17 protein-coding genes are annotated in these 23,416 nt (G+C 63.5%); 9 read left to right on the top strand and 8 right to left on the bottom strand.

The features are described 5' to 3' along the window. Positions 1-3: 3 nt before the first annotated feature. Complete coding sequence (locus tag AAGT95_RS10930) at positions 4-1,305, bottom strand: MFS transporter (RefSeq protein ID WP_342596507.1); 1,302 nt, start codon at positions 1,303-1,305, stop codon at positions 4-6. A gap of 206 nt (positions 1,306-1,511) precedes the next feature. Here AAGT95_RS10930 and AAGT95_RS10925 point away from each other — a divergent pair, with 206 nt between their 5' ends. The 3 genes from AAGT95_RS10925 to AAGT95_RS10915 all read left to right on the top strand — a co-directional run bounded on the left by AAGT95_RS10925 (position 1,512) and on the right by AAGT95_RS10915 (position 4,060). Beyond that, positions 1,512-2,498, top strand: coding sequence for a sugar-binding transcriptional regulator (locus AAGT95_RS10925; protein WP_342596506.1), 987 nt, complete (start codon positions 1,512-1,514; stop codon positions 2,496-2,498). A 148-nt stretch (positions 2,499-2,646) separates the two neighbouring features. Then, positions 2,647-3,660, top strand: coding sequence for a J domain-containing protein (locus AAGT95_RS10920; RefSeq protein WP_342596505.1), 1,014 nt, complete (start codon positions 2,647-2,649; stop codon positions 3,658-3,660). Beyond that, complete coding sequence (locus AAGT95_RS10915; RefSeq protein WP_342596504.1) at positions 3,653-4,060, top strand: hypothetical protein; 408 nt, start codon at positions 3,653-3,655, stop codon at positions 4,058-4,060. The genes AAGT95_RS10920 and AAGT95_RS10915 overlap by 8 nt, the downstream gene beginning before the upstream one ends. A gap of 46 nt (positions 4,061-4,106) precedes the next feature. Here the strand turns inward: AAGT95_RS10915 and AAGT95_RS10910 are convergent, their stop codons facing one another. Then, positions 4,107-4,313, bottom strand: a complete 207-nt coding sequence (locus AAGT95_RS10910) for a DUF3820 family protein (RefSeq protein WP_110601171.1) — start codon at positions 4,311-4,313, stop codon at positions 4,107-4,109. Positions 4,314-4,502: 189 nt separating this feature from the next. On the opposite strand from AAGT95_RS10910, the gene AAGT95_RS10905 reads away from it, so the two are divergent. The 3 genes from AAGT95_RS10905 (at position 4,503) to AAGT95_RS10895 (ending at position 9,069) form a co-directional block, all read left to right on the top strand. Further along, the gene (locus AAGT95_RS10905; protein ID WP_342596503.1) at positions 4,503-6,068 is read left to right on the top strand and encodes a BCCT family transporter; all 1,566 of its coding nucleotides are present in this window, start codon (positions 4,503-4,505) and stop codon (positions 6,066-6,068) included. After that, on the top strand, positions 6,065-8,089 hold the full coding sequence (locus tag AAGT95_RS10900) for a CocE/NonD family hydrolase (RefSeq protein ID WP_342596502.1): 2,025 nt from the start codon (positions 6,065-6,067) through the stop codon (positions 8,087-8,089). The genes AAGT95_RS10905 and AAGT95_RS10900 overlap by 4 nt, the downstream gene beginning before the upstream one ends. A gap of 74 nt (positions 8,090-8,163) precedes the next feature. Then, the gene (locus AAGT95_RS10895; protein ID WP_110601167.1) at positions 8,164-9,069 is read left to right on the top strand and encodes a LysR substrate-binding domain-containing protein; all 906 of its coding nucleotides are present in this window, start codon (positions 8,164-8,166) and stop codon (positions 9,067-9,069) included. A 15-nt stretch (positions 9,070-9,084) separates the two neighbouring features. Here AAGT95_RS10895 and AAGT95_RS10890 read toward each other — a convergent pair whose 3' ends face one another. Further along, positions 9,085-9,414: a DHCW motif cupin fold protein gene (locus tag AAGT95_RS10890; RefSeq protein WP_110601165.1), complete on the bottom strand. Its 330-nt coding sequence runs from the start codon at positions 9,412-9,414 to the stop codon at positions 9,085-9,087. A gap of 181 nt (positions 9,415-9,595) precedes the next feature. Between AAGT95_RS10890 and AAGT95_RS10885 the strand changes: the two genes are divergently transcribed. Beyond that, entirely contained in the window at positions 9,596-9,985 is a 390-nt protein-coding gene (locus tag AAGT95_RS10885; protein WP_342596501.1) for a hypothetical protein, read from the top strand. A gap of 85 nt (positions 9,986-10,070) precedes the next feature. Here AAGT95_RS10885 and AAGT95_RS10880 read toward each other — a convergent pair whose 3' ends face one another. The 3 genes from AAGT95_RS10880 to AAGT95_RS10870 form a co-directional block, all read right to left on the bottom strand. Then, the gene (locus AAGT95_RS10880) at positions 10,071-10,232 is read right to left on the bottom strand and encodes a hypothetical protein (RefSeq protein WP_157958421.1); all 162 of its coding nucleotides are present in this window, start codon (positions 10,230-10,232) and stop codon (positions 10,071-10,073) included. A 390-nt stretch (positions 10,233-10,622) separates the two neighbouring features. Then, positions 10,623-13,982, bottom strand: a complete 3,360-nt coding sequence (gene amt / locus AAGT95_RS10875) for an ammonium transporter (protein ID WP_342596500.1) — start codon at positions 13,980-13,982, stop codon at positions 10,623-10,625. A gap of 124 nt (positions 13,983-14,106) precedes the next feature. Further along, positions 14,107-16,335: a mechanosensitive ion channel domain-containing protein gene (locus tag AAGT95_RS10870; RefSeq protein ID WP_342596499.1), complete on the bottom strand. Its 2,229-nt coding sequence runs from the start codon at positions 16,333-16,335 to the stop codon at positions 14,107-14,109. Between the two features lie 264 nt (positions 16,336-16,599). On the opposite strand from AAGT95_RS10870, the gene AAGT95_RS10865 reads away from it, so the two are divergent. Beyond that, positions 16,600-17,364 carry an SDR family NAD(P)-dependent oxidoreductase gene (locus AAGT95_RS10865; RefSeq protein ID WP_110601160.1) on the top strand — a complete coding sequence of 255 codons (765 nt, stop codon included), beginning with the start codon at positions 16,600-16,602 and terminating at the stop codon, positions 17,362-17,364. Between the two features lie 52 nt (positions 17,365-17,416). After that, the gene (treF, locus tag AAGT95_RS10860; RefSeq protein WP_342596498.1) at positions 17,417-18,973 is read left to right on the top strand and encodes an alpha,alpha-trehalase TreF; all 1,557 of its coding nucleotides are present in this window, start codon (positions 17,417-17,419) and stop codon (positions 18,971-18,973) included. Here the strand turns inward: treF and glgB are convergent. Both glgB and glgX read right to left on the bottom strand, forming a co-directional pair. Further along, positions 18,944-21,223 (bottom strand): 1,4-alpha-glucan branching protein GlgB, encoded by a 2,280-nt coding sequence (glgB, locus tag AAGT95_RS10855; RefSeq protein ID WP_342596497.1) that lies wholly within the window; start codon positions 21,221-21,223, stop codon positions 18,944-18,946. The genes treF and glgB overlap by 30 nt on opposite strands. A gap of 36 nt (positions 21,224-21,259) precedes the next feature. After that, a complete protein-coding gene (glgX, locus tag AAGT95_RS10850; protein ID WP_240612393.1) occupies positions 21,260-23,383 on the bottom strand; it encodes a glycogen debranching protein GlgX in 2,124 nt (707 codons plus the stop codon). Positions 23,384-23,416 lie beyond the last annotated feature (33 nt).

Here is a 23,416-nt window from a genome sequence, read left to right as displayed (position 1 = left end):
ATTTCACAGCTCGCTGCGATAGGTTTCGGTGATCGCGATGACGCAGGCGAGGCTGACCAATGTCATGGCGAACAGATAGAGCGCCGGCCCCCAGTAACTACCGGCGAAGGCACTGGCCAGCGCGGCGGCGATCAACGGCGTCGGTGCACCGCCCAACAGCGCCGAGCCCTGATAGATCATGCCGAGCGAGGTGTAGCGCACGCGCGTCGAGAACATCTCGGCGAAGAAGGTGCCCTGAATGGTGAACATCAGCCCCGTGCCCACCGCCTGCACCACGATGATGGTCGGCCAGACGACCCAGGCCTCTCCGGTGGACAGCAGGGGAAAATAGGCAAGCCCCCCGATGGCGCAGACGACGATGCCCGCCATGTAGACCGGACGGCGCCCCACCCGGTCGGAGAACATGCCGATCAGCGGTGTCAGGAAGACCTGCACCGCGGCGGACATGACGAAACCGGTCAGCATCATCTGCTGCGACAATCCCAGCGTCGACGTGGCGTAGGCGATACCAAAGACATTGATGACGTTGAAGGTCACCGCATCGGCCATGCGCGCGCCGAGCCCGAGCAACAGATGGCCCGGTTGCTCGCGAAGCAGGCTCATCAACGGGATGTGGCGCGCGGGCTCTTGAGTCTTCCGCTTGCGGAAGACTTCCGTCTCTGGCAGCGAACTGCGGAGGAACAGGGCGAAGACGAGAAAGACACCGCTCAACAGAAACGGAATCCGCCAGCCCCACGCCAGAAAGCTCGACTCCGGCAACAGTTGGACCAGGGAGAAGACCCCGGTAGAGACCAGCAACCCCATCGGCGTACCCAACTGGTGAAAGCTGCCCATCAGCCCGCGCTTTCGGCTCGGCGCGTTCTCCAGTGCAACCAGCGCACCGCCGCCGAATTCACCGCCTATTCCCAGCCCCTGCACGATACGAAGGGTAATCAGCGCCGCGGGCGCCCACCAGCCGATCGATTCGTAAGTCGGCACGAGCCCCATCAACAGCGCGCATACGCCCATGATGAGAACGGTGATGATCAGCATCGTCTTGCGACCGTGCCGGTCTCCGAAGTGGCCGAACAGCAACGCCCCAATGGGGCGGGCGATAAAACCGGCGGCAAAGGCGCCGAACGAGGCCATCAGGCTGACGGAAGCATCGGCATCGGCGAAGAATAGTTGCGGAAACACCAGCGCCGAGGCGATGCCGTAGAGATAGAAGTCATACCATTCGATGAAGGCACCGCTGAACGCCGCAAATGCTGCTTTCCTGGATTTGCCCTCTGACCGTGTGGGGTCCTGCCGATCATCGACGCTCATGACATTCCTCTCGTTTGGCGGGCTCCGGCAGGAGGCAGCGGACCCATGACCCAAGTTGTCGTTGGTGATCTAGTCACTAAGAGACGCCCATGAAGACGCTCGAATGAGCAATAAACGTCTCAAACGAGCAAAAGCGTATGCTGGTACTATCGCTCAGGGCAAGTTTTCGACCGACGACTACAACTAAGGATGTACAGGGAGTCTTTATGACGGACGCCAGCAAAACTCGGCCACGAAGGGCTTCTGTCGGCGAGGATCAAATATTCGAGATGGTTCGTCGTTATTTCCTGGAAGACGAATCCAAGAGCGACCTGGCGCGTCACTTCGGTATCAGCCGTTTTCAGGTCGCGCGATTGTTGAAGGAAGCCCGGGAAACGGGGTTGGTTATGATCAGCATTCGCCATCCCGCGCAACTCTCACCGGAAATGGGCTTGGACGTGGCCGCGGCCTTGGGGATCGAACATGCCATCGTTGTGGACCGCACACCGGGTAGCGACCAATCCACCATCGAAGCCGTAGCCCATCGCCTTGCCATAGTGCTCGACGACGAGATCAAACCCGGCCAGACCGTCGGCATGACCTGGAGTCGTGTGATCGAGTCGATGGCACGCCAGATCCGCCAGTTGCCCACCTGTGAGGTCGTGCAGCTCGCCGGAGCCATCCACCTCACCGGCAACCGACTCGGTTCGGTGGAGATCATCCGCATCATCGCAGAAGCCGCCAATGGCACCGCATACCCCATCTATGCACCACTGGTACTGCAGGAAGCCGAAACAGCAAGGGCGTTGGCGCGCCAACCCGATATCGCCCGCTCGCTGGCCCGTATCGAGGAATTGGATATCGCCGTCGTATCGGTCGGTGCCTGGCGCCCCTCCGGCTCGGCGCTCTACAACTTGCTGACAGCGAGCGAGGCTGAGGAGATAGCCGACAAAGGCGCCTGCGGCGAAATCAGCGGTCGACTCTTCGATCAGCATGGACAGGCCATAGAAAGCGAACTGGACCGGCGCGTTCTCGGTATCTCGGTGGACCAATTACGCAGGGTGCCCCGTGTCATCGGTACCGGTGCCGGTGCTTATCGAGCCCAGGCAACGATCGCCGCAGCCAAGGCTGGACTGTTCAATACGCTCATTGTCGACCGCAGTCTGGCCCAGGCCATTCTCGACCTTACCGGGTCGTTAACCACCAACGCATGAGCAGCTCGGTGTCTCGACTTGCAGCACTGGCTTATGCTTTGGCAGAACCTATCGGCGTGACGCAGCGGTGACGACTCTTCGTCGAGTTTGGGTATACTCGGAATCCAATCAATGATGACAACAACCCTTTTTCCGCTTGGATTCATCGATGGCCCCAGCGCGCTTTTCCGCTTTCGAGATTCTGCTGCTGAAAAGTCGTTACCCGCCGGATACCGCGGCTCTGCTGCTGTTGACGTGGGTCTACGTCAACAAGCGAGCCGTGCTTGCCGAGGACCGGCGCTATCTCGAAGTGCTGGCCAACGGCTATCGCCATTCCCGGGATCTCGACACATTGCTGGCGATCGCCAGAGCCGATCTGAAGGCCATCCAACTGGCCGCCGAGGTGGTGTTACGCGAACGCGTCGATGAACAGTCGCACCCCTTCCTGCGGCGCGCGATCGGGCTGGCCACGAGCGAGGGCGATCTCAGCTTGCGAAATCACCACATTCTGCGCTTTCTCTCCGATCTTTCCGGCGTGACGCCCGCTGCTTTTGCACGGCTGTTCCGCGAGGTGGCCGGCCGCGCCCTGACGTCTCCCGGCGACCCCAGCCGACAGGCGTACTGGCAGCAGCAAGAGCAGGCCGAGCCGGCAGCCGAGGCAGACACCACAGCTCCCTCCCCGCGCAGGACTCACCGCTGGCTAGGCTGGCGAGCCCGAATCCTGGCCGCGCATGCGCGGCGACGGGAGAATCGCCTTGAGCGTGACCGCCTGCGCCAGCAGGCACGTCAACTAGCGGAGCGGCGGCGCCAGGAAGAAGAACGCCTGCAACGGGCACGCCAGGCCGAAGCCCAGCGCCAGGAAGAGGAGCGTCAGGCCGACGCCCAGCGCCGAGAGCGAGCGCGTCAGGAAGAAGCCTCAAGTCAAGAACAGCAGCGACGACAACGCCAGTGGCGACAGGCGGCCGGCATGCCCCAACCCCACTATCGAATCCGGCTGGCCTTGCAGGTCCTGGAACTCGACGAGCATGCCTCCTCGACCGATATCAAACGAGCCTACCGTCGCTTGGCACAGCGCCACCATCCCGATCGTTTCCACGGCCAGGGCGACTTGCGAATATCCCTGGCTTCGCAGCGTTTCCAGCGGATCAAGAACGCCTACGACCTGTTGATGCAACATGCGTGACCTCTATCGCCGACTCGGCATCGCCAAGGACGCAACGCCCAAAACCATCGTCCGGGCTGCAGAACGCTGCAGCAATCGGACGCTGAAGGCCGATGCGCTGAGCGCTCTCGGCGACGCGGCGCATCGCGAAGCCTATGACGATCTGCATGACCTGCTGGACGACCTCGGCAGGCTGCGGGCGGGTCTGGGCATGACCCATGCCCCCCACTGGCAAGGGGACACCGCCAACGATTTCTCCTCGTCACCCGAACGCATCGTGGTTCGCCAGGAACTGCTGACGCAACAGCTGCAAATCGCACTCAGCCGCCATCAGACGCGCTGGAGGCGCTGGTCCTGGCTTGCCCTGGTCGTACTGATCGGATGGCTCGCCGCTTATGGCGTTGGCCGCTGGCTGAGTTAGCACAACGCCGATCTGCCATTTCCGCTCGAGCGCAAGAAGGACATCTTCAGCGCAACGGCTCGAGTAGCGAACTCAAGCCGTTGTGATCGATCTCGTGCATCAGCGCCAGCAGCCGCCCGATCTCCCCGTCGGGGAAGCCCTCCCGGGCGAACCAGTTCAGGTATGGGCCCGGCAGGTCGGCGATCAGCCACCCCTCGTACTTGCCGAAAGGCATCTTGCGGGTGACCAGTCTGGTGAGGTCTTCGGGCTCCATTGTGCCTCCTTCGTCGATTCCCGGCCGCATTCTACAGGGTTCGATGACAGTCGCCGCCACCACCCCATGACCCAGATGCATACCGTCATTCCCAGCGGCCGCTTGCTCCACCGGACAGTAAAGGCGTTAGGTTATAGCGCCATAAGCACGGCGCCTCGACGCCTACGACAATCATAACGGGAGACGGGTATGCAGACTTCGCTGCGGCCACTGGTATTCTGGCCGACCTTTTTGATACTGCTGGTCGCGGTCATTGCCAGCTATGTCGACCTGGACGGGTTTCTGGCCACGGCCAGCGCGCTCAACGATGCGGTACTGACCAATTTCTCATGGCTGTTCAGCCTGGGCAGCCTCTATCTGCTGGTCATGGCGGTGATCGTCTATTTCTCTCCGCTCGGCCGTATCCGCATCGGCGGCCGGGATGCCACGCCGCTGCTGTCGCGCCTGCGCTGGTTCTCGATCACCTTGTGCACCACGCTCGCCGTGGGTGTGCTGTTCTGGACCACCGCCGAACCGCTCTACCACTACATGGGCCCACCCGACTCCAGCGGGCTGGAAGCGGGATCGAGCGACGCCATGCTGTTCGCCATGTCGACCATGTTCCTGCACTGGTCGTTCACGCCCTATGCGATCTACGCCGTGCCGGCGCTGATCTTTGCGCTGGCGTTCTACAATCTGCGCCTGCGCTTCTCGATCTCGAGCATGCTGGAGCCGGTCTTCGGTCCCAGGATCAAGCGCTTCGGCGGCCTGATCGATGCAATCTCGCTCTACGCGCTGGTGGCCGGCATGGCCTCGTCGCTGGGCACCGGCGCGCTGACCCTGGCCGGCGGCGCGGGCCAGTATCTGGGCGGCGAGACCAGTCCGCTGCGACTCGGCGTGATCATCGCCATCATCGTGGTGACCTTCGTGATTTCAGCCGCCAGCGGCCTGCAGAAGGGCATCGCCCGATTGTCGTCGTTGAATGCCGTGCTGCTCGCGATTCTCGGCGTCTTCATGTTCATCGTCGGCCCGACGGTCTTCTGTCTGGCCCTGGGTGTCGAATCGTTCGGCGTCTATCTCGACAACTTCTTCACCAAGAGCCTGTTCACCGGGGCCGCGGGCAACGACCCGTGGCCGCAGTGGTGGTCGATCTTCTACTGGGCGGTGTGGTTCGCCTGGGCACCGGTGGCGGCGCTGTTTCTGGGCAAGATCTCCCGCGGCTACACGGTGCGCGAGTTCCTGCGCGTCAATCTGCTCTATCCGGCACTGTTCGCCAGCGTCTGGATCCTGATCTTCTCCGGCACCGCGCTCTACTTCCAGGCTCATGCCGGCACGGGCGGCGCCGACCTCTATGCCGTGCTCAACGATCGTGGCGTCGAAAACGTGCTCTATGCGCTGTTCCGTCAGTTGCCATTCTCCCAGGTGTGGATACCGCTGCTGCTGTTCATCGCCTACATCTCCTACGTCACCGCGGCGGACTCCCAGACCGACGCCATCGGCAACCTCTGCACCCGCGGCCTGACCGCCGACTCCGACCTCAACGCCGGTGTCCCGATGAAGGTGATCTGGGGCGTGATCGTCGGCGTGGTCTCCTGGGTCATGGTCAGTTTCGTGGGAATCGACGGCATCAAGATGCTCTCCAACCTCGGCGGCCTCCCGGCGATGCTGATCGTGCTGCTGGCCACCGGCTCGCTGTGGGCCTGGCTCAAGCATCCCGAGCGACTCGACAGCGTACCGACACCGCCAACCCCTTCCACAGCCAAGGACAAGGCATGAAGATCAAGCAGGACTTTCCGCACCGCGTGCGCGAAATCGAGAACCAGTGGATCGTGCTGGCCGACGGTACCCGCCTGGCTGCCAGAATCTGGCTGCCGGAGGATGCCGAAACGACCCCGGTGCCGGCGATCCTCGAGTATCTGCCCTACCGCAAGCGGGACGGCACGGCGGTGCGCGACGAGTTGACCCACCCCTACTTCGCCGGCCACGGCTACGCCAGCGTGCGCGTCGACATGCGCGGCAACGGCGAATCGGACGGACTGATGGAGGATGAGTACGCGGCGCAGGAGCAGGCCGACGCGCTGGAGGTGATCGACTGGATCGCCCGGCAGCCGTGGTGCGACGGCAAGCTCGGGATGATGGGTATCTCCTGGGGCGGCTTCAATGGCCTGCAGGTGGCTGCGCTCAGACCCGCCCCCCTCAAGGCGATCATCACCCTCTGCTCCACCGACGATCGCTACGCCGACGATATCCACTACAAGGGCGGCAATATGCTGCTCGAGAATCTCGGCTGGGCCGCCACCATGCTGAGCTTCTCTGCCGCGGTGCCCGATCCGCTGCTGGTCGGCGAACGCTGGCGAGAGATGTGGAAGCATCGTCTCGACAACATGCCGCTGCTGGCCGAGCCCTGGCTGCGCCACCAGCAGCGCGACGCCTATTGGCAGCATGGCTCGATCTGCGAGAACTACGGCGACATCGAAGCCGCGGTCTACATGATCAGCGGCTGGGGTGACTCCTACGTCAATACGATCCCGCGGATGATGGAGAATCTCTCCTGCCCGAAGAAGGCGCTGCTCGGGCCCTGGATGCACAAGTACCCCCATTTCGCGATTCCCGATCCGGCTATCGGCTTTCTGCAGGAGGCGCTGCGCTGGTGGGACTACTGGCTCAAGGGCATCGACACCGGAATCATGGACGAGCCACCCTGCACCTTCTATCTGCAGGATGGTGTCCCGCCGGCGCCCAAGTATCTGGAACGGCCGGGCGAGTGGGTACGCACCTCGAACTGGCCCGCGCCAACCGACGAGATCGAGACGACGATTCTCGCGCTGAGCGAGCGTGGCCTGAACCCCGACGGCGAATTGAGCGGCGATCGTCTGATCGCCTCGCCGTTGACGGCAGGCTCGCTGCAGGGCGAGTACATCCCGCTGTGGTTCGGCGCCGACTTTCCGCCGGATCAGCGCCGCGACGATGGCCTGTCGCTGACCTTCGACTCCGAACCCTACGCCGAGGGCCTGGATATCCTGGGCCAGCCGACGGTCGCCGCGACGATCGCCAGCGCGGAAGCTTGCGGTCAGTTCCACGTGCGTCTGTGCGATGTCGCGCCGAGCGGCGAGAGCGCGCTGATCACCTACGGCACGCTCAATCTCAATCTCCGCGACGATGCGGACAGGATCACTCCGCCGATTCCCGGTGGGCCGATGGACGTGCGGCTACCGCTGGATCTGATCGGCTACCGCCTGCCCAAGGGACACCGCCTGCGTCTGGCGCTCTCCAGCGCCAGTTTTCCGCTGATCTGGTCACCCCAAAAGCGTGCCGACCTGACGCTCAAGGCTGGCAAGCCGACACTGGAACTGCCGCTATGCCGAGCCGAAACCATCCCGATGCCGTTCGAACCGCCGGAGAGCGCCACGCCGTGCCGGGTCGAGACGCTGCGCGCCGGTCAACCCAGGCGCACGATCCATGAAGACGTGGGCAGCGGCGAGGTGACCGTCACCATCGAGGACGACATGGGCGACATGCGCTTCGAGAGCCACGGCCTGCGTGTCGAGCAGCGCGCGAAAGAGGTCTATTCGAGCCACCCCACCGATGCCACCCGTACCCGTGCCGATATCGAGTGGGTCTATCGTGCCAGCCGTGAGCAGGGCGAGGGTCGGTTCTCCGTGGAAGTGACCAGCCGCTATCACCTGCATTGCGACGAGACCACCTTCTACCTGAGTGCCGAGCAGCGTGCGTTCGAAGGTGAAACGTTGATCAGCGATAGATCATGGGAGCGGGAGATTCCGCGAACCGCCATCTGATCGTGCCTCTCGGGGCATCGCACGACGCCCATGTTATGCTCCGCAGCCGTCATTCCACGGTTGCGGAAGCCTCCATGTCCACGCGCGATGCCCTGCCACCCCTCACCTGCCTGCGCGCTTTCGAAGCGGCCGCCCGTCATGGCAGCTTCACTCAGGCGGGGAGCGAACTCAGCCTGACCCAGAGCGCCGTCAGCCGGCAGATCAAGCGGCTCGAGGAGGACCTGGGGCGCCCGTTGTTCGAGCGCCACTATGACGGCCTGCGACTGACCCCGGCCGGCGAGCACTATTTCCGCGTGGTACAACGCCTGTTGCGTGAGCTCCGCGACGAGACCGCTCGCCTGCGGCGTCGCGGCGACGATCGTCAGTTGACGCTGGCGTCGAGCCCGACCATCGCCTCGATCTGGCTGGCCCGCCAACTGCCGGACTTCCAGCGCGCCCATCCCGATATCGAAATCCGCATTCTCACCGTCGAGGACCCTCACCGCCTCGACCTGGCCGAATTCGATCTCGGCATCTACTACCACGTGCCCCGGGAGGTCGACCCGCCGGGCCTCACCGCCGATGCCATCTTCGCCCAGGAAGACGTCGCCGCCGTCTGCAGCCCGATCTATCTCGAGCGTCACGGGGGCATCGCCGATCCGCAGGACCTGCTGAACCGACACACCTTGATGGTGGTCGAGGATCACTATCACGACTGGTTGACCTGGGAACTCTGGTTCCAGGCGTTGGAACTCGACTGGCAGCCACCCCTTCATACCCTGCGCGCCAACAGCTTCCAGCTGCTGATGAACGCGACGCTGGCCGGCCAAGGCGTCACGCTCGGCTGGACCCGCCTTCTGGCTGCCGAGATCGCCCAGGGCAATCTCGTTCACGCCCTCCCGCACAAGATCCCCAGTCGCGGCCGGCTCTCATTGCTGACGCCGCAGCACCGACATCTTACCGAACCGATGCGCGCGTTCCGGGAGTGGGTGCTGGGCTGAGCGCCACCCGCGGAGTCAGTCGACGATGAACAGCTTGGCGCCGCTCTCGGTCGAGGAGCGGTGCGGTTCGGCCTGATCGGCAACCTGGTAGCTCTGTCCCGGCAGTAGTCGAAAGACTCGGCCGTCCTCCAGTTCGGTGACGAGCTCACCTTCGAGACACAACAGCACATGGCCCTTGGAACACCAGTGATCCGCCAGGTAACCCGGCGTGTATTCGACCATTCGCACGCGGACAGCGCCGAACTGCCGGGTTCGCCAGAGTGCCTTGCCGGTCTCGCCAGCGTGCTCGGTCGGCGTGATCGTCGACCAGTCCGTCGTAGCGAAAGGTATGTCGTCGAGCTGCATGGACTCTGCTCTCTCTTGGAAGGGAGTTGAACGAAGAAAAGGATCGAATCGGGACCTTGCCACAGCGAAGCCGGATCGTCTTGCGAATTGCAGCGCTTCTCCATGCCTGCTCCGGTTTTCAATCGCGCCTTCGGGAGAGACAATCAGCCATCAGACTACACGAACTTACACTGAGAAACGGATGCGACATCAAAGCGTCAAGCAACTGGCCCGACTGCTGCTGGAGCCTTGCGACCCGGCCAAGGGGCAGATTCCCTCTGCTACCGACACCGCCGACTACCGAGCGCTCACCCGGGGAGAGCGCGGTCGCGTCGATCTGCTGGTGACGCGCACCCGCCGTATCGTCGGATTGCGTGCCCATCGGCGCCTGCCGATCTTCATGCGGCCCTTCATTGCCCTGCGCTGGGGCTGCTTCAACGCCTTCGGTGCCGAGCTCGCTCCGCTGGCCTGGTTGACCAGCGCCTTCATTCGCGGCGTGCCTGCCTTCCATCGCCAGGAGATCAACGAGGCCGGCGTTCCGTCGGGGTCCCCAACGTCAGGGCTCACGGCGCCAATCGCGCCCTGCGCCTGAATCGCTCCATTTCCCGGGCCAGAACGCAAAAAACCGGCAGCGCTGATGCTGCCGGTTTTCATCCATTCATTCCGCAGATAGTCGATCAGGCGCGGTGCCCGGCGCCCGCCTTGTGCGACGGATTCGGCTCCTGCAGGCGGTCTCGCGCCTCGGGCGGGGACTTGTCGCTGCTGCACAGACGCAGCGCGACGAACAACCCGAAAGCGACGAAGCCGACGGCAATACAACCCACACTGAATAGACTCATTGCGCACCCCACGTATCGAAATCGTTGTCTACCGGGCTGGACCGCAATGCCCCGAATTCGAGGCTTGTGAGATTCGGTGTCCGCTATCCGGTTTTTCGACGCCGCTCTGGCGCGATCGACGTCACTTTTTGGTCATGCCTGCCTGGTTCAGATCGCGCTGCCCTGCTCGTATCGGTTGTGTCGGCAGCGTACTTCGAGGCTACCCGGCAAATTTACAATCCGATGCACAAAAAATCAATTGATACTTTAAAGTTACCTAATAACACAAATTATAAATTAACGGATGCTGATCAGCCATTAGCGATTGGTGGGTCAGACCAATGGCTATGGGATCGCGGCGACCGAAAACCTGCCGTGGAGCCAGACTTCTGCCAAAAAGCGAAGAGACGTCTAGCGCGGCATGACTCTCACATCGGACAGGTTCTCCAGCGGCTGCGGACGATCGATCAGGTAGCCCTGGGCGAAGTCGACGCCTAGCTGCGACAACTGCGCCATGATCTCGGGCGTTTCGACGAATTCGGCGATCGTCTTCAGCCCCACGGTGTGTCCCACCGTGTTGATCGCTTCCACCATGGCCCGATTGATGGGGTCGGTATCGATATCCTTGATGAAGGCACCATCGATCTTCAGGTAATCCACCGGCAGCTGTTTCAGATAGGCGAACGAGGAGAGGCCAGCGCCGAAATCGTCCAGTGCGAACCGACAGCCCCACTGCTTGAGACGATGGATCAACCGTGTCACCGTGGATAGCTGGGAGATCGCCGCACTTTCGGTAATCTCGAAGCAGAGCGTACCGGCCGGCAGTGCCGCCTGCTGCACCCACACCGCCAGCTCTTCACAGAAGCGTTCGTCGGAGAGCGATGCGCCGGACAGGTTCATCGACCAGGTGTCGATACCAGCGCGCGCCTTGTGACGATACCGATCCGACAGCCACGCCAACGTGTTGCGCACCACCCAGCGATCGATCCGCACAATCAGGTTGTAACGCTCCGCCGAGGGCATGAAACTACCCGGCGCATACAGTCTGCCGTTCTCCTCCAGCCGTACCAGAATCTCGTGATGATGGATGTCGCCGGGATTGGCCACCGAGGCGATCGATTGCGCGTAAAGCCGGAGGCGATCCTGGTCCAGCGCCGCCTGCAGGCGCGGCACCCACTGCAATTCGCCATGACGATCGAGCAACTGACGGTCGTCCGGCTGGTAGACATGAACGCGATTGCGTCCCGCCTCCTTGGCGGCATAGCAGGCGGCATCGGCGCTACTCAGCGCGTCGCTCAGAACGACCGAGCGGCCCACGTCGAGCGCAACCAGGCCGATGCTGGCGCCCAGCGAGAACGTCCGCCCTTCCCAGCTGAAACGGAAATCGTCGATCGCCTCACGAATACCCTCGGCGACCCGTAGCGCATCGTCCAGATCGCACTCGAAGAACACGATACCGAATTCGTCGCCGCCCAGTCGCGCCAGCAGGTCCGTATCCCGAACCCGGGCGCGAAGCAGCATCGATAGCTGGCGCAGCAGCTCGTCTCCCGCCCCGTGGCCACAGGTATCGTTGACGATCTTGAATTGATCGAGATCCAGATAGCAGAGCACATGGAAACCTAGCGCATCGAGCAGCGCCGCCTGCAATCGTTGCTCGAATTCACGCCGATTGACCAGCCCGGTCAGCGCATCGTGGCTGGCCTGATGGTTGAGCTTACGGGTCAGTTCACGGGTCAGCGTCTTGTCCTGGAAGACGACGACCGCTCCCACCGTATAGCCGCCGCGACTGCGAATCGGGGCGGCGGAGTCCTGCACCGGCCAGCGACTGCCGTCGCGCGCGACCAGCAGGCGCGTCTCGAGACTGGCGATCGCCTTGCCGCTGGCGAGCACCTGGCGGGCGGTATTGTCGACCTGGGTGTTCGACGCCTCGTCGATGAGGCTGTAGATCTGGCCCACCGGCAGTTGCCGGGCAGCCTCCAGCGTCCAGCCGGTCAAACGCTCCGCCTCGGCGTTGAGGAAAGTGACCAGACCGCTGTGATCGGTGGTGATCACCCCATCACCGATCGACGCCAGTGTCACCAGGGCGAGCTCCCGCTCGCGGCTCAGTTGCTCCTCGATTCGCTTGCGCTCGGTGATATCACGCACCATACCGGCGAATTCCGCTTCCGAGCCGGACGCTCCCTCGCTGACCTGGATTTCCAGGGAGCGTGTCCCCGCTGCCGTGCGGACACGCAGCTCGCGACGTTGACCGGGCGCCGGAACCCGGCAACGAATCAAGGCCTCGACGGAGGTCCCCATCACCGCCTCGGCGCTGACACCGAACAGCGCCTCCGCCCCCGGATTGATCGCGGTCAGAACGCCATCGCTTCGCCAGGTCAGCATGCCGTCGCGCAGGTTGCGCATGATCACCTGGGTGCGTGTCATCGCCCGCTCCAGCGCCGCCGACACCCGGTTGTAGCTGGCCGCGATCTGGCCGACCTCGGTGAACGGGTCGGCCGCGACCCGCGCGCCGATCTCGCCATGCTCCTCGTGCTGGCGCATGGCGTCGAGCAACTCGAACAGCTCGGTACGGGCGCCGTGCTCGGCCATGTTCAGCCCTATCTCCTCGGCCTCGGCCGAGACGCGCAGCGGCAGCCACCGCCCCAGCATGCCGAACAGCAGCCAGCTCACCAGAAACGCCCAGAGCCCGCACACCACCACACCCAAGAGCTGCACGCCGCACTGCGCGGCCCAACCCAGGCCGGTGCCAAGACGATCGGCGTCGCCAAACACCCCCACGGCCAACGTGCCCCAGATACCGGGAGCGAGGTGGGCGGGGATGGCGCCGACGGCATCGTCGATACGCCATCGCAGCAGCCATTCGCTCACCAGGACCATCAGCACTCCGCCCACGGCACCCGTCACCACCGCCGCATCGACCGAGAGATCATGAGCGCCGGCAGTGATCGCGACCAACCCGGCGATCGCACCGTTCAGGGCGTAGAGCACCTCGGCGAAACCGCGCAGTTTCCAGCCCAGCAGCAAGGCCGACATGACGCCGGAGACGGCCGCGATCACGGTATTGATCAGGACGCCCGGCACGCTGGCATCGAACGCCAGCGTGCTGCCGCCGTTGAATCCGAACCAGCCGATGAACAGCACCAGCACGCCCAGCATGGCGAGCGGCAGATCGCCCGCCGGCATCAGCTTGGTGGCTTGCCCGGAGACGAAGCGCCCACGTCTTGGCCCGATCCGCAATACGGCGGCCAGCGCCACCCAACCGCCAACGCTGTGGACCACGGTGGAGCCAGCGAAATCGATGAAGCCGAGCGCGGCCAGCCAGCCCGGCTCACCGGTGTAACCACCGCCCCAGGCCCAATGGCCGAAGACCGGGTAGATCAGGCCACTGACGATCAGGGTGATGATCAGATAGGACTGGAACGGCATGCGCTCCGCGACCGCACCGGAGACGATGGTTGCCGCCGTGGCGCAGAACATGACCTGGAAGAGAAAGAAGAGCGCCAGCCAGTAGGTGCCCTCGAACTCGGGGAAGAAGAACGTCGTACCGAACCAGCCGCTCTGGCTGCTGCCGAACATGACGCCGAAACCGACGCACCAGAACACCAGCATCGCCACCGCGAAATCGCAGACGTTCTTCATCGCCACGTTGATGGCATTCTTACTGCGCGTGACGCCGGCTTCCAGGCAAAGGAATCCGGCCTGCATCATGAATACCAGTATGGCGCCAAGGGTGACCCACAGCGCATCGACCGCCGCCACCGATTCGCTCATCGTAACGCTCCTGGTCCGTATTCTTGTTGTTGTTGGTCACATGATATTGTTCATTAGAAGCGTTATCGGCCGCCAGATGCGCGACTGTATCTCACTCTCCGGGGAAGCCCACGGTATCTCGACTCTACTGGGCGTCCGGCTCGCCGGGGGCCGTTACCGACTCACGGGTTGTCTCGCCGCGGGCAGGCACCGGCGTCTGCTCCATCACCACACTCATTCGCGGCATTGCCAGGTCCAACCCATCCTGGTCGAAGCGCTGCTTCAGACGCAGGTTGAAGGCGCGGGCCACGTCCCACTGCATGATCGGCGCGGTGCGCATCCGCACGCGCAGAATCGCCGCCCCGGCATCGAAGCTCTCGATGCCCTGAACCTCCAGTGCCGACCAGATGTGGTGGCGCATCATCGGGTCGCTGCGCAGATCGTCGGCTATCTCGCGCACGATCTCGATCGCATCGTCGATCTTCATGTGATGGGCGATCCGAATCCGCAGCAGGGCAATGCCGAACTCGCGGGAGTAGTTCTGGATCCCCTGGATCTGACTGAACGGGATGATGTGCACGATGCCGTCGAGATCTCGCAGCTTGACGGTGCGAATGCTCAACGCCTCCACCGTGCCGCTGTGCGTTCCCAGATTGACGAAATCGTCGATCGCCAGTGAGTCCTCGATCAGGATGAACAGGCCGGTGATCAGATCCTGGACCAGCGTCTGCGCACCGAAGCCGACCGCCAGGCCAATGACACCGGCACCCGCCAGCAGCGGCGTCACGTTCACGCCCAGATTGGCCAGCGCGATGATCAATGCGATCACGGCGATGGTCACGAACACGGTGTTGCGCAGCAACGGCGTGATGGTCTGGGCGCGGGCGCTGGCGTTGACCCGCCGGCCGTGGCGACGGCTACTGCGCAGTAGCGCATGCTTGATCGCGGTATCCGCCAGAATCCATACCAGCCAAGCCAACAGGAATGTCGCGCCCAGCCCGAGCACGCCCTTGACGATCTGCTGCCCGATGCCGGCGGAAGCGCCCACCGCCCATAGCGACGAGCCCCAGACCCGCATCGCCAGCTCGGCGAATACCATCCAACTGGCCAGATGGGCCAGGGTGAAGCCGAAGCGCGCCAGGCGTGCTGAGTATTCCGAGGAGGGGTTCTCGCGAACGTTGGCGCCTCGCCGATGTATCAAGCCGGTAACCACCAGGGTCGCGATCATGAGCCCAGCCGTCACCACCGCCCGGAAGAACGCACTGCGCGAATCCTCTGCCGACATGATCATCGCGATCAGCGATACCGCCACCATGACCAGAATGGGGATGTGCCAGATCCGGCTGAACGCCCGGATCAGTTCGGTGGTCGCGCGACGCTGCTGACGTTGAGAATAGGGGCGGTTGCGAATCAAATGTCGTATGGGTCGCCGGAACACCAGAACGAAAGCGCCCAGCAGCGATGCCGCCAACACATTGGCGATCAGCGACAGGAAGGTCGTGACCCCTGCGCCCAGCGGCTTGACCATCGCCTCGGCATTGGCCGCATCGCCCAGCGCGACCAGTGCCCCCAGCGCAAACAGCCAGCGGGCCCCACGCCGCCGCAGGATGCGCAGCGCGGTGTGACGGTGTCCGCTGCCGAAAAGCGAGAACACGATTTCACAGATCGCCGAGAAGACCGCGCCGCAAAGCGTGGCGTACGCCGCGACCATGGCCAATGTCAGACCCACCGTGCCGGTCGTGACCTGATGCACGGTCATCAGCGCGGCAACGAAGCCGATTGCCAGAGGTACCACGCGCCGCACGATATGGCGAACGAGCGTCCAGGTCGTCGGCTCCGCCGGTAAATGCCACGTCAGCCCCAATTGGCGGACACCCCAACGCCAGAGCGTTGCCACGAGCAACGTCACCCCGACCCAGAGTGCGGTGACCCAAGCCAGTTCGAAAAAGACTCTAGGCCAATGCCGTTGTTCGCTGACCAGCGTCGAGAGATCGTCTCCGGCCTGGTCGGCGCGGGTCGACCAGTAGCGGATCGGATTGTCGAGTCCGTCGGTTTCCAGGGAAGAGAACGACTGAGCGAGGGCGCCCAGCAATCCCTCCGACCTCCCCTCCTGCCTGGCATCGGCCGCCGTAGCATCACGCAGCTGCTTGAGTTGCTCCAGCAGCGACTGGCGCTGGTCGCTGTTCTCGAGCGTGGTGATGATCTGATCGAGCGAGCTACTCAGTTCCTGCGGGGTGGGGGCGGGTGCCGACTGAGTACCGCTGCTCTGCTTGCCGCCCATCAGCGAGGTCAAGGACTGCGCCGATGCCGGCAGGCTGACCAGCAGTGTCAGGACCAGTCCCAAGATCCATCCCAGCTTTCTCAATCCCGTCACGTTGACTCCTGTCCGCATCAATATCGAGCCGTCGAGGGCTTGTCGCCAGACATCATGCTATCCACGCGAGGCCAGAACAACGCTTCGACTCTTTGGTCCAAAGGTCGAAGCTGCTCTATCTTCAATGGAGACGTTGCCTCACGGGCGCGCTCGGCACGGAGGTCTGACCGACCCCAGCCGCCGCCGTCATCGATTCCATCATCATTTCCCACACCTCGCTCGGGCGCTCACGCAGGGCCAGCGAAATCACGCAAGGAGAGACAGATGCGCCTTTCAGGTAAAGTCGCCCTGGTGACCGGCAGCACCCAGGGCATTGGTCGCGCCATTGCCGAGCGTCTCGCCCAGGCCGGCGCCGATGTCGTCGTCAGCGGTAGCCGGCCCTCGGAGCGCGCCGAGGAGACCGCGCGCAGTGTCCGCGCCCATGGCCGTCGGGCTGCGATCGTGACCGGAGACATCGGCGATATCGATACCAATCGCCGCTTGATCGCGGAGAGCGTCGAGGCGCTGGGCCGCCTGGACATTCTCGTCAACAATGCCGGCCTCGAGATAGATTCCCCCTTCCTTGACGTCGATGAAGCCGACTACGACAACGTCATGCGCACCAATCTCAAGGGCGTCTTCTTCACTACCCAGGCCTTCGTCCGTCATCTGCGCGACGAAGGCCGTGGCGGCCGCGTGATCAACATGAGTTCGGTCCACGAGGATCTACCCTTCCCAGGCTTCACCAGCTACTGCATGAGCAAGGGCGGCATGCGCATGCTGACCCGCAACCTGGCCATCGAACTGGCGCCGCTGGGCATCACCGTCAACAGTGTGGCGCCCGGCGCCATCAAGACCCCGATGAATTCGGCGCTCGAAGAGGACCCGGAGAAACTGCGCCATCTTCTCGGCAACATTCCGCTCAACCGTCTGGGCAGGCCCGAGGACGTGGCGGGCGTGGTCGAATTTCTGGCATCCGACGATGCCGCCTACATGACTGGCGCATCACTACCGGTGGATGGCGGGCTACTGTGGCAATATGAAGAATAACCAGGGGGCCATGTCGTCTCCGGTACGCTCCACGTTATGCAGGGAAACCGACATGCTCGACAGCTTTCAGATGTCATCCGGGAGCGCCTGCTCGATCGACGAAGCGGCGATCACCCCCCACGACCGCTTCGGCGAGCTGTTCGAGGCGGTCGCGCTGGCGCATATCTTCGAGGACTCCAAGACCTTCGCCGACTCGATTCCGAGACAGCCGCCCGAGGAGATCATGGAGGCCTACGAACAGCAGCGACGGCAGGTGGGATTCGATCTCGCCGTCTTCGTCTCCGATCACTTCTACAGCGACATGGTTCCGGGCAGGGGCTACGAAGCCCGCCCCGAGCACGACCTGATCGAACATATCGACAACCTGTGGCCGGTGCTGACCCGCAATTCGCGTCAGCATCCGCGCTGGTCCTCGTTGCTCGCCCTGTGCCACGACTATGTGGTGCCCGGCGGGCGGTTTCGCGAGTACTACTACTGGGACTCGTACTTCACCATGCTGGGGCTCGCCGCCAGCGGCGAGAACCACCTGATGTGCGCGGTCACCGATAACTGCGCCGATCTGATCATGCGCTACGGCCATATGCCCAATGGCAACCGCACCTACTATCTCAGCCGGTCCCAGCTACCGCTGTTCTCGATGATGGTCGAACTGACCGAGCGCCAGGGTCTGCGCAAGGCGGTCGACTATCTACCCCAACTGGAGCGGGAGTACGCTTTCTGGATGGATGGAGAGAAGACGCTGGCCCCCGGGGAGAGCCATCGACGTTGCGTGCGCCTCGACGAGGAAAACCGGCTGAATCGGCACTGGGACGATCGCGCCACGCCGCGTGAGGAGTCGTTCCGGGAGGACATCGAGATATCCCAGCGCGCTGCCCGCCCCGCGGAGGCGCTGTTCCGGGATCTTCGCGCCGGCGCAGAGAGCGGATGGGATTTCAGCGGGCGATGGCTGGAGGATGTGACGGATCTCAGCACCATTCGCACGACTCACTTCATCACGCCGGAACTCAACGCGCTGCTCTTCCATCTCGAGCAGACGCTGTGTCGCCTCCATACCGCCACGGGTGACGACGCCAAGGCCGGAGATTTCCGCCGCCGCTCGCTGCGCCGGCAAGCGGCAATGGACAAGTATCTCTGGAGCGATACCCGAGGCGCGTATTACGACTACGACTTCGTGCGCGGCCAGAGCAGCGTTCACCTGACGGCCGCCTGCGTCGCTCCGCTGTTCGTCGGCGCGGCCTCCGACGCCCAGGCCGAACGTGTCGCCAACATCATCGCCAACCGACTCGTGACGCCGGGCGGTCTTGCCACCACGGAGATCACCGATAGCCAGCAGCAGTGGGATCATCCCAATGGCTGGGCACCGCTGCAGTGGATGGCGATCGAGGGACTGCGACGTTATGGCTTCACCGAACTCGCCGACACCATCGCCGACCGCTGGTTGGCCCTGGTCGAGGAGCTCTACCGCCGCGAAAGCAAGCTGGTGGAAAAATACATCCTCTACCCTGGTGCGGATTTCGCCACCGGCGGCGAATACCCGCTTCAGGACGGCTTCGGCTGGACCAACGGCGTCACCCGGGCGCTACTCGCCCAGCGCGCCGGGCATCAGTAGGATCACTCCCAGCGGCGGCAGCGTCAGCACCAGCGACTGAGGCTCGCCGTGGGCGGCGACCGCCTCGGTCTGCAAACCGCCACCGTTGCCTGCATTACTGCCGCCGTAGCATGCCGCGTCGGAGTTGAAACGCTCCTGCCAGCTCCCGGCGGTAGGCACCCCGATGCGATAGCCGCCGAGCCGTTGCGGCGTCATGTTCGCCACCGCCAGGGCCTCGCGACCGTGGCGGTCCCGACGCCACCAGGCGAAGACACTGTTGTGGCTGTCGTCACCGATGACCCATTGAAAGCCATCCGCCTCGCAGTCCAGTGCGTGAAGCGCCGGATGCGAGCGGTAGAGGGCATTGAGATCACCCACCAGGTGCCGAATGCCGGCGTTGGGCGCTTCCTGCAACAGCCACCAGTCGAGTTCACGGTCATGGCTCCACTCTCGGCCCTGGGCGAATTCGCAGCCCATGAACAGCAGTTTCTTGCCGGGATGCAACCACATGAAGCTGAGGTAAGCCCTCAGGTTGGCAAATCGCTGCCAGTCATCGCCAGGCATCTTGTCCAGCAGCGATCCCTTGCCGTGTACCACCTCGTCATGCGAAATCGGCAGCATGAAGCGTTCGTTGAAGGCGTAGATCAGGCCGAACGTCAATTGATCGTGATGATAGCGGCGATAGAGTGGATCGTGACTCATGTAGCTCAGGCTGTCGTGCATCCAGCCCATGTTCCATTTGTAGCTGAAACCCAGGCCATGCTGCTCGACCGGCGCCGTGACACCGGGCCAGGCCGTCGACTCCTCGGCGATGACGATCGCGCCAGGCACCTCGTCCTGAACGACCTGGTTGAGATGCTGGAGAAAGGCCACCGCCTCGAGGTTCTCCTGGCCGCCGAGATGGTTGGGAATCCACTCCCCCTCGCGGCGGGAGTAGTTGCGATAGATCATCGAGGCGACCGCATCGACCCGCAGGCCGTCGATATGGAAGTCACGCAACCAGTGCAACGCGGAGGCCAGCATGAAGCCGTGGACCTCGCGCCGCCCCAGGTTGTAGATGTAGGTGTTCCAATCCTGGTGATAGCCCTCGAAGGGATGGGCGTATTCGTAGAGCGCAGTGCCATCGAAACGCGCCAGGCCGTGAGGATCGGAGGGGAAATGCCCGGGGACCCAATCGAGGATCACGCCGATGCCCGCCATGTGGCAGGCATCGATGAACGCCGCGAACTCCTGCGGCGAACCGAAGCGTCCACTGGGCGCGAACAGTGACAGCGGCTGATATCCCCACGAGCCGCCGAAGGGATACTCCATGATCGGCATCAGCTCGATATGGGTGAAGCCCATCTCGAGCACGTACGGGATCAGCGATTCGGTCAGGTCCCGCCAGCCATAGATCCCGCCGTCGTCGCCGCCATGCTTGCGCCAGGAGCCAGCGTGCACCTCGTAGATCGAGATCGGCGCCGTGGGGGCATGGCGTCCGGGCCTTTCGGCCATCCAGGTCTGGTCATGCCAGGCAAACGGCGTCGCGTCGGCCACCACCGACGCCGTCAGTGGCGGCGGCTCGGTGGAGAGCGCAATCGGATCGGCCTTGAGCAGACGCTCGCCGTTGATGTCGATCAAGGCATACTTGTAGCGCTCACCGGCGCCGATCCCGGGGATGAAAATCTCCCACACCCCCGAGGGGTAACGGCAGCGCATCCCGTGACGACGCGAATCCCAGCCGTTGAAGTCGCCGACCACTGCCACCCGCTGCGCGTTGGGCGCCCATACCGCGAAACGTACCCCCTCGACGCCCTCGACCGTCATTGCGCGGGCCCCGAGGCATTCACCCAGGCGCCGATGGCTTCCCTCGCCAATCAGGTAGAGATCGGTGTCGCCCAGCAATAGCGGGAAGGCGTAGGGATCGGCGACGATCTGCTCCCCGTCAGGCCACCGGACATGCAGCCGGTAGGCACAAGGCTTTGCCATTTTTCCGACGAAAAATCCATCGATGGCGCCGAGTGTACACTCCCCCAGTAAGCGATCACTGTCGCGCTCCACCAGCGATACCGACAGCGCACCTGGCAGGTAGGCGCTGACTTCCAGCTCGCCGCCGGCCGTGACATGGGGCCCCAGTACAGCGAAAGGGTTGGCGTGCGTCGCATGCGCGAGCGACTCGAGATCCGCCACGCCAAGGCGAGAGGCACTCACTCCCGCCAGGCTGGGCGAAGGTGTAACGGGAAGCTCGGCATCGTTCTCGCCGACCGCGCCGCGAACGTGAGTCGGTGTCATGAGCCACCTGCCGGTCGCAGGATGTCGAGAGAGCGGTCAATCATCCGATGTCTCCTCTTCGATCAGTTCGAACAGCGAGAGGCTACGCGACTTGACCCGGTAGCCACTCTCCATGGGACAGCGCACGTCCCCGGCGGCTGGATCGAAGGTTTCGACGCGTCTCAGCCACTCGCTCCCCCCCGGGACGTCCGGCAGCACGAAATCGACGTCCTGGTCGGAGGCATTGAGTGCCAGGAACACCGTGACATCGGAACCGAAGCGGCAGATCCCGGTGGGTTGCGCATGCCCGTTGAGGATGACGCCAATCGCCTTGGCCTCCTCGTCGTGCCAATGGTCCACCGTCATCTCCTCCGCGCTTGGCGTGAGCCAGGAGACGTCCTTGATGCCCAGGTTTTCGTCCAGCTTGCCGGTCATGAAACGTCCGCGTTCCAGGATCGGATACTGGCGCCGCAGCCGGATCAGCTGGCGAGTGAACGCGAGCAGACCGCGTCCCTCATCGGACAGGTTCCAGTCGACCCAGCCGATGTTCCCATCCTGGCAGTAGGCGTTGTTGTTACCGCCCTGCGTGCGGCCGAACTCGTCTCCGGCCAGCAGCATCGGCGTGCCCTGGGACAGCATCAGCGTGGCGAGCAGGTTGCGCATCTGGCGCATGCGCAGCTCGCGGATGGCGGTATCGCTGGTCTCCCCCTCGACGCCATGGTTCCAGGACACGTTGTCGTCGTGGCCATCCTTGTTGTCTTCTCCATTGGCCTCGTTGTGCTTGTTGTTGTAGCTCACCAGGTCGCGGAGCGTGAATCCATCGTGGGCGGTAATGAAGTTGATCGACGAGAACGCCTTGCGGCCGCGGTGGTTGAACAGATCGGCCGAGGCGGTCAGGCGGTTGGCAAAGGCAGGCAGGCGACCCTCGTCTCCCCGCCAGAACGCTCTCATGTCGTCGCGAAAACGGTCGTTCCACTCCGCCCAACCGGGCGGAAACTTGCCGACCTGATAGCCACCCGGACCGCAGTCCCAGGGTTCGGCGATCAGTTTGCACTGGGACAGCAGCGGATCCTGGCGACAGGAGTCGAGGAACCCGCCACCCTCGTCGAAGCCATCGGCCTCGCGCCCGAGGATCGTGGCCAGGTCGAAACGGAAGCCGTCGACACGCATCTCGTCGGCCCAGTAGCGCAGCGAGTCCGTCACCATCTGCAGGACTCGGGGATGGGAGAGGTTCAACGTATTGCCGGTGCCGGTGTCGTTGATGTAGAAGCGCGGCTCATCCGGCATCAGGCGATAGTAGGAGGCGTTGTCGATGCCCTTGAACGACAGCGTCGGCCCCATCTCGTTGCCTTCCGCCGTGTGGTTGTAGACCACGTCCAGCAGCACCTCGATGCCGGCAGCATGGTAGCGCGCCACCATCTGCTTGAACTCGCTGACGGTCTCGGTCGACATGTAGTTCGGGTGCGGCACGAAGAAAGCCAGGGTGTTATAGCCCCAGTAGTTGTGCAGCCCCTTCTCCTGCAGGTGCCGGTCGTCGGCAAAGGCGTGAATCGGCATCAGCTCGAGGGAGGAGACGCCCAGATCGACGAGATAGTCGATCACTTCCGGCACGGCTAGCCCCGAGAAGGTGCCACGCAGCGCTTCCGGTACCGCCGGGTGGCGCATGGTGTAACCGCGCACATGCGTCTCGTAGATGACGGTGTCGCTCCACGGCACCCGGATCTCGGTGGATCGCCCCCAGGTGAAGGCGGGATCGATGACACGACAGCGAGGCATGAACGGCGCACTGTCTCGCTCGTCGAAGCTGAGATCGCCATCCTCGTGGCCGATGGTGTAGCCATAAAGGGCATCGTCCCAGATCAACTCGCCGACCAGCTGCTTGGCGTAGGGGTCGATCAGCAGCTTGTGATGATTGAAACGATGGCCGGCTTCCGGATCGTAGGGGCCGTAGACCCGATAGCCATAGAGCTGGCCTGGACGGGCATCCGGCAGATAGCCGTGCCAGATCTCATCGGTGTATTCCGGCAGCACGACCCGCTCCAGCTCCTCCTGTCCGGATTCATCGAAGAGGCAGAGCTCGACTCGAGTCGCATTGGCCGAAAACAGCGAGAAGTTGACGCCGAGCCCATCCCATGTCGCCCCCAGCGGGTAGGGCAGCCCCTCCCGGATCCGAGACCGCATGGTTCCTGCCTCCTGAACGACCTGCCCCATCGT

The organism is Salinicola lusitanus, assembly GCF_038648475.1.
Lineage (GTDB): Bacteria > Pseudomonadota > Gammaproteobacteria > Pseudomonadales > Halomonadaceae > Salinicola > Salinicola lusitanus.
This window is presented reverse-complemented; position numbering and strand designations above follow the sequence as displayed.

Coding starts and splice junctions, on each gene's coding strand:
- AAGT95_RS10930 (WP_342596507.1), bottom strand. CDS start 1,305: ATGAGCGTCGATGATCGGCAGGACCCCACACGGTCAGAGGGCAAATCC.
- AAGT95_RS10925 (WP_342596506.1), top strand. CDS start 1,512: ATGACGGACGCCAGCAAAACTCGGCCACGAAGGGCTTCTGTCGGCGAG.
- AAGT95_RS10920 (WP_342596505.1), top strand. CDS start 2,647: ATGGCCCCAGCGCGCTTTTCCGCTTTCGAGATTCTGCTGCTGAAAAGT.
- AAGT95_RS10915 (WP_342596504.1), top strand. CDS start 3,653: ATGCGTGACCTCTATCGCCGACTCGGCATCGCCAAGGACGCAACGCCC.
- AAGT95_RS10910 (WP_110601171.1), bottom strand. CDS start 4,313: ATGGAGCCCGAAGACCTCACCAGACTGGTCACCCGCAAGATGCCTTTC.
- AAGT95_RS10905 (WP_342596503.1), top strand. CDS start 4,503: ATGCAGACTTCGCTGCGGCCACTGGTATTCTGGCCGACCTTTTTGATA.
- AAGT95_RS10900 (WP_342596502.1), top strand. CDS start 6,065: ATGAAGATCAAGCAGGACTTTCCGCACCGCGTGCGCGAAATCGAGAAC.
- AAGT95_RS10895 (WP_110601167.1), top strand. CDS start 8,164: ATGTCCACGCGCGATGCCCTGCCACCCCTCACCTGCCTGCGCGCTTTC.
- AAGT95_RS10890 (WP_110601165.1), bottom strand. CDS start 9,414: ATGCAGCTCGACGACATACCTTTCGCTACGACGGACTGGTCGACGATC.
- AAGT95_RS10885 (WP_342596501.1), top strand. CDS start 9,596: ATGCGACATCAAAGCGTCAAGCAACTGGCCCGACTGCTGCTGGAGCCT.
- AAGT95_RS10880 (WP_157958421.1), bottom strand. CDS start 10,232: ATGAGTCTATTCAGTGTGGGTTGTATTGCCGTCGGCTTCGTCGCTTTC.
- amt (WP_342596500.1), bottom strand. CDS start 13,982: ATGAGCGAATCGGTGGCGGCGGTCGATGCGCTGTGGGTCACCCTTGGC.
- AAGT95_RS10865 (WP_110601160.1), top strand. CDS start 16,600: ATGCGCCTTTCAGGTAAAGTCGCCCTGGTGACCGGCAGCACCCAGGGC.
- treF (WP_342596498.1), top strand. CDS start 17,417: ATGCTCGACAGCTTTCAGATGTCATCCGGGAGCGCCTGCTCGATCGAC.
- glgB (WP_342596497.1), bottom strand. CDS start 21,223: ATGACACCGACTCACGTTCGCGGCGCGGTCGGCGAGAACGATGCCGAG.
- glgX (WP_240612393.1), bottom strand. CDS start 23,383: ATGCGGTCTCGGATCCGGGAGGGGCTGCCCTACCCGCTGGGGGCGACA.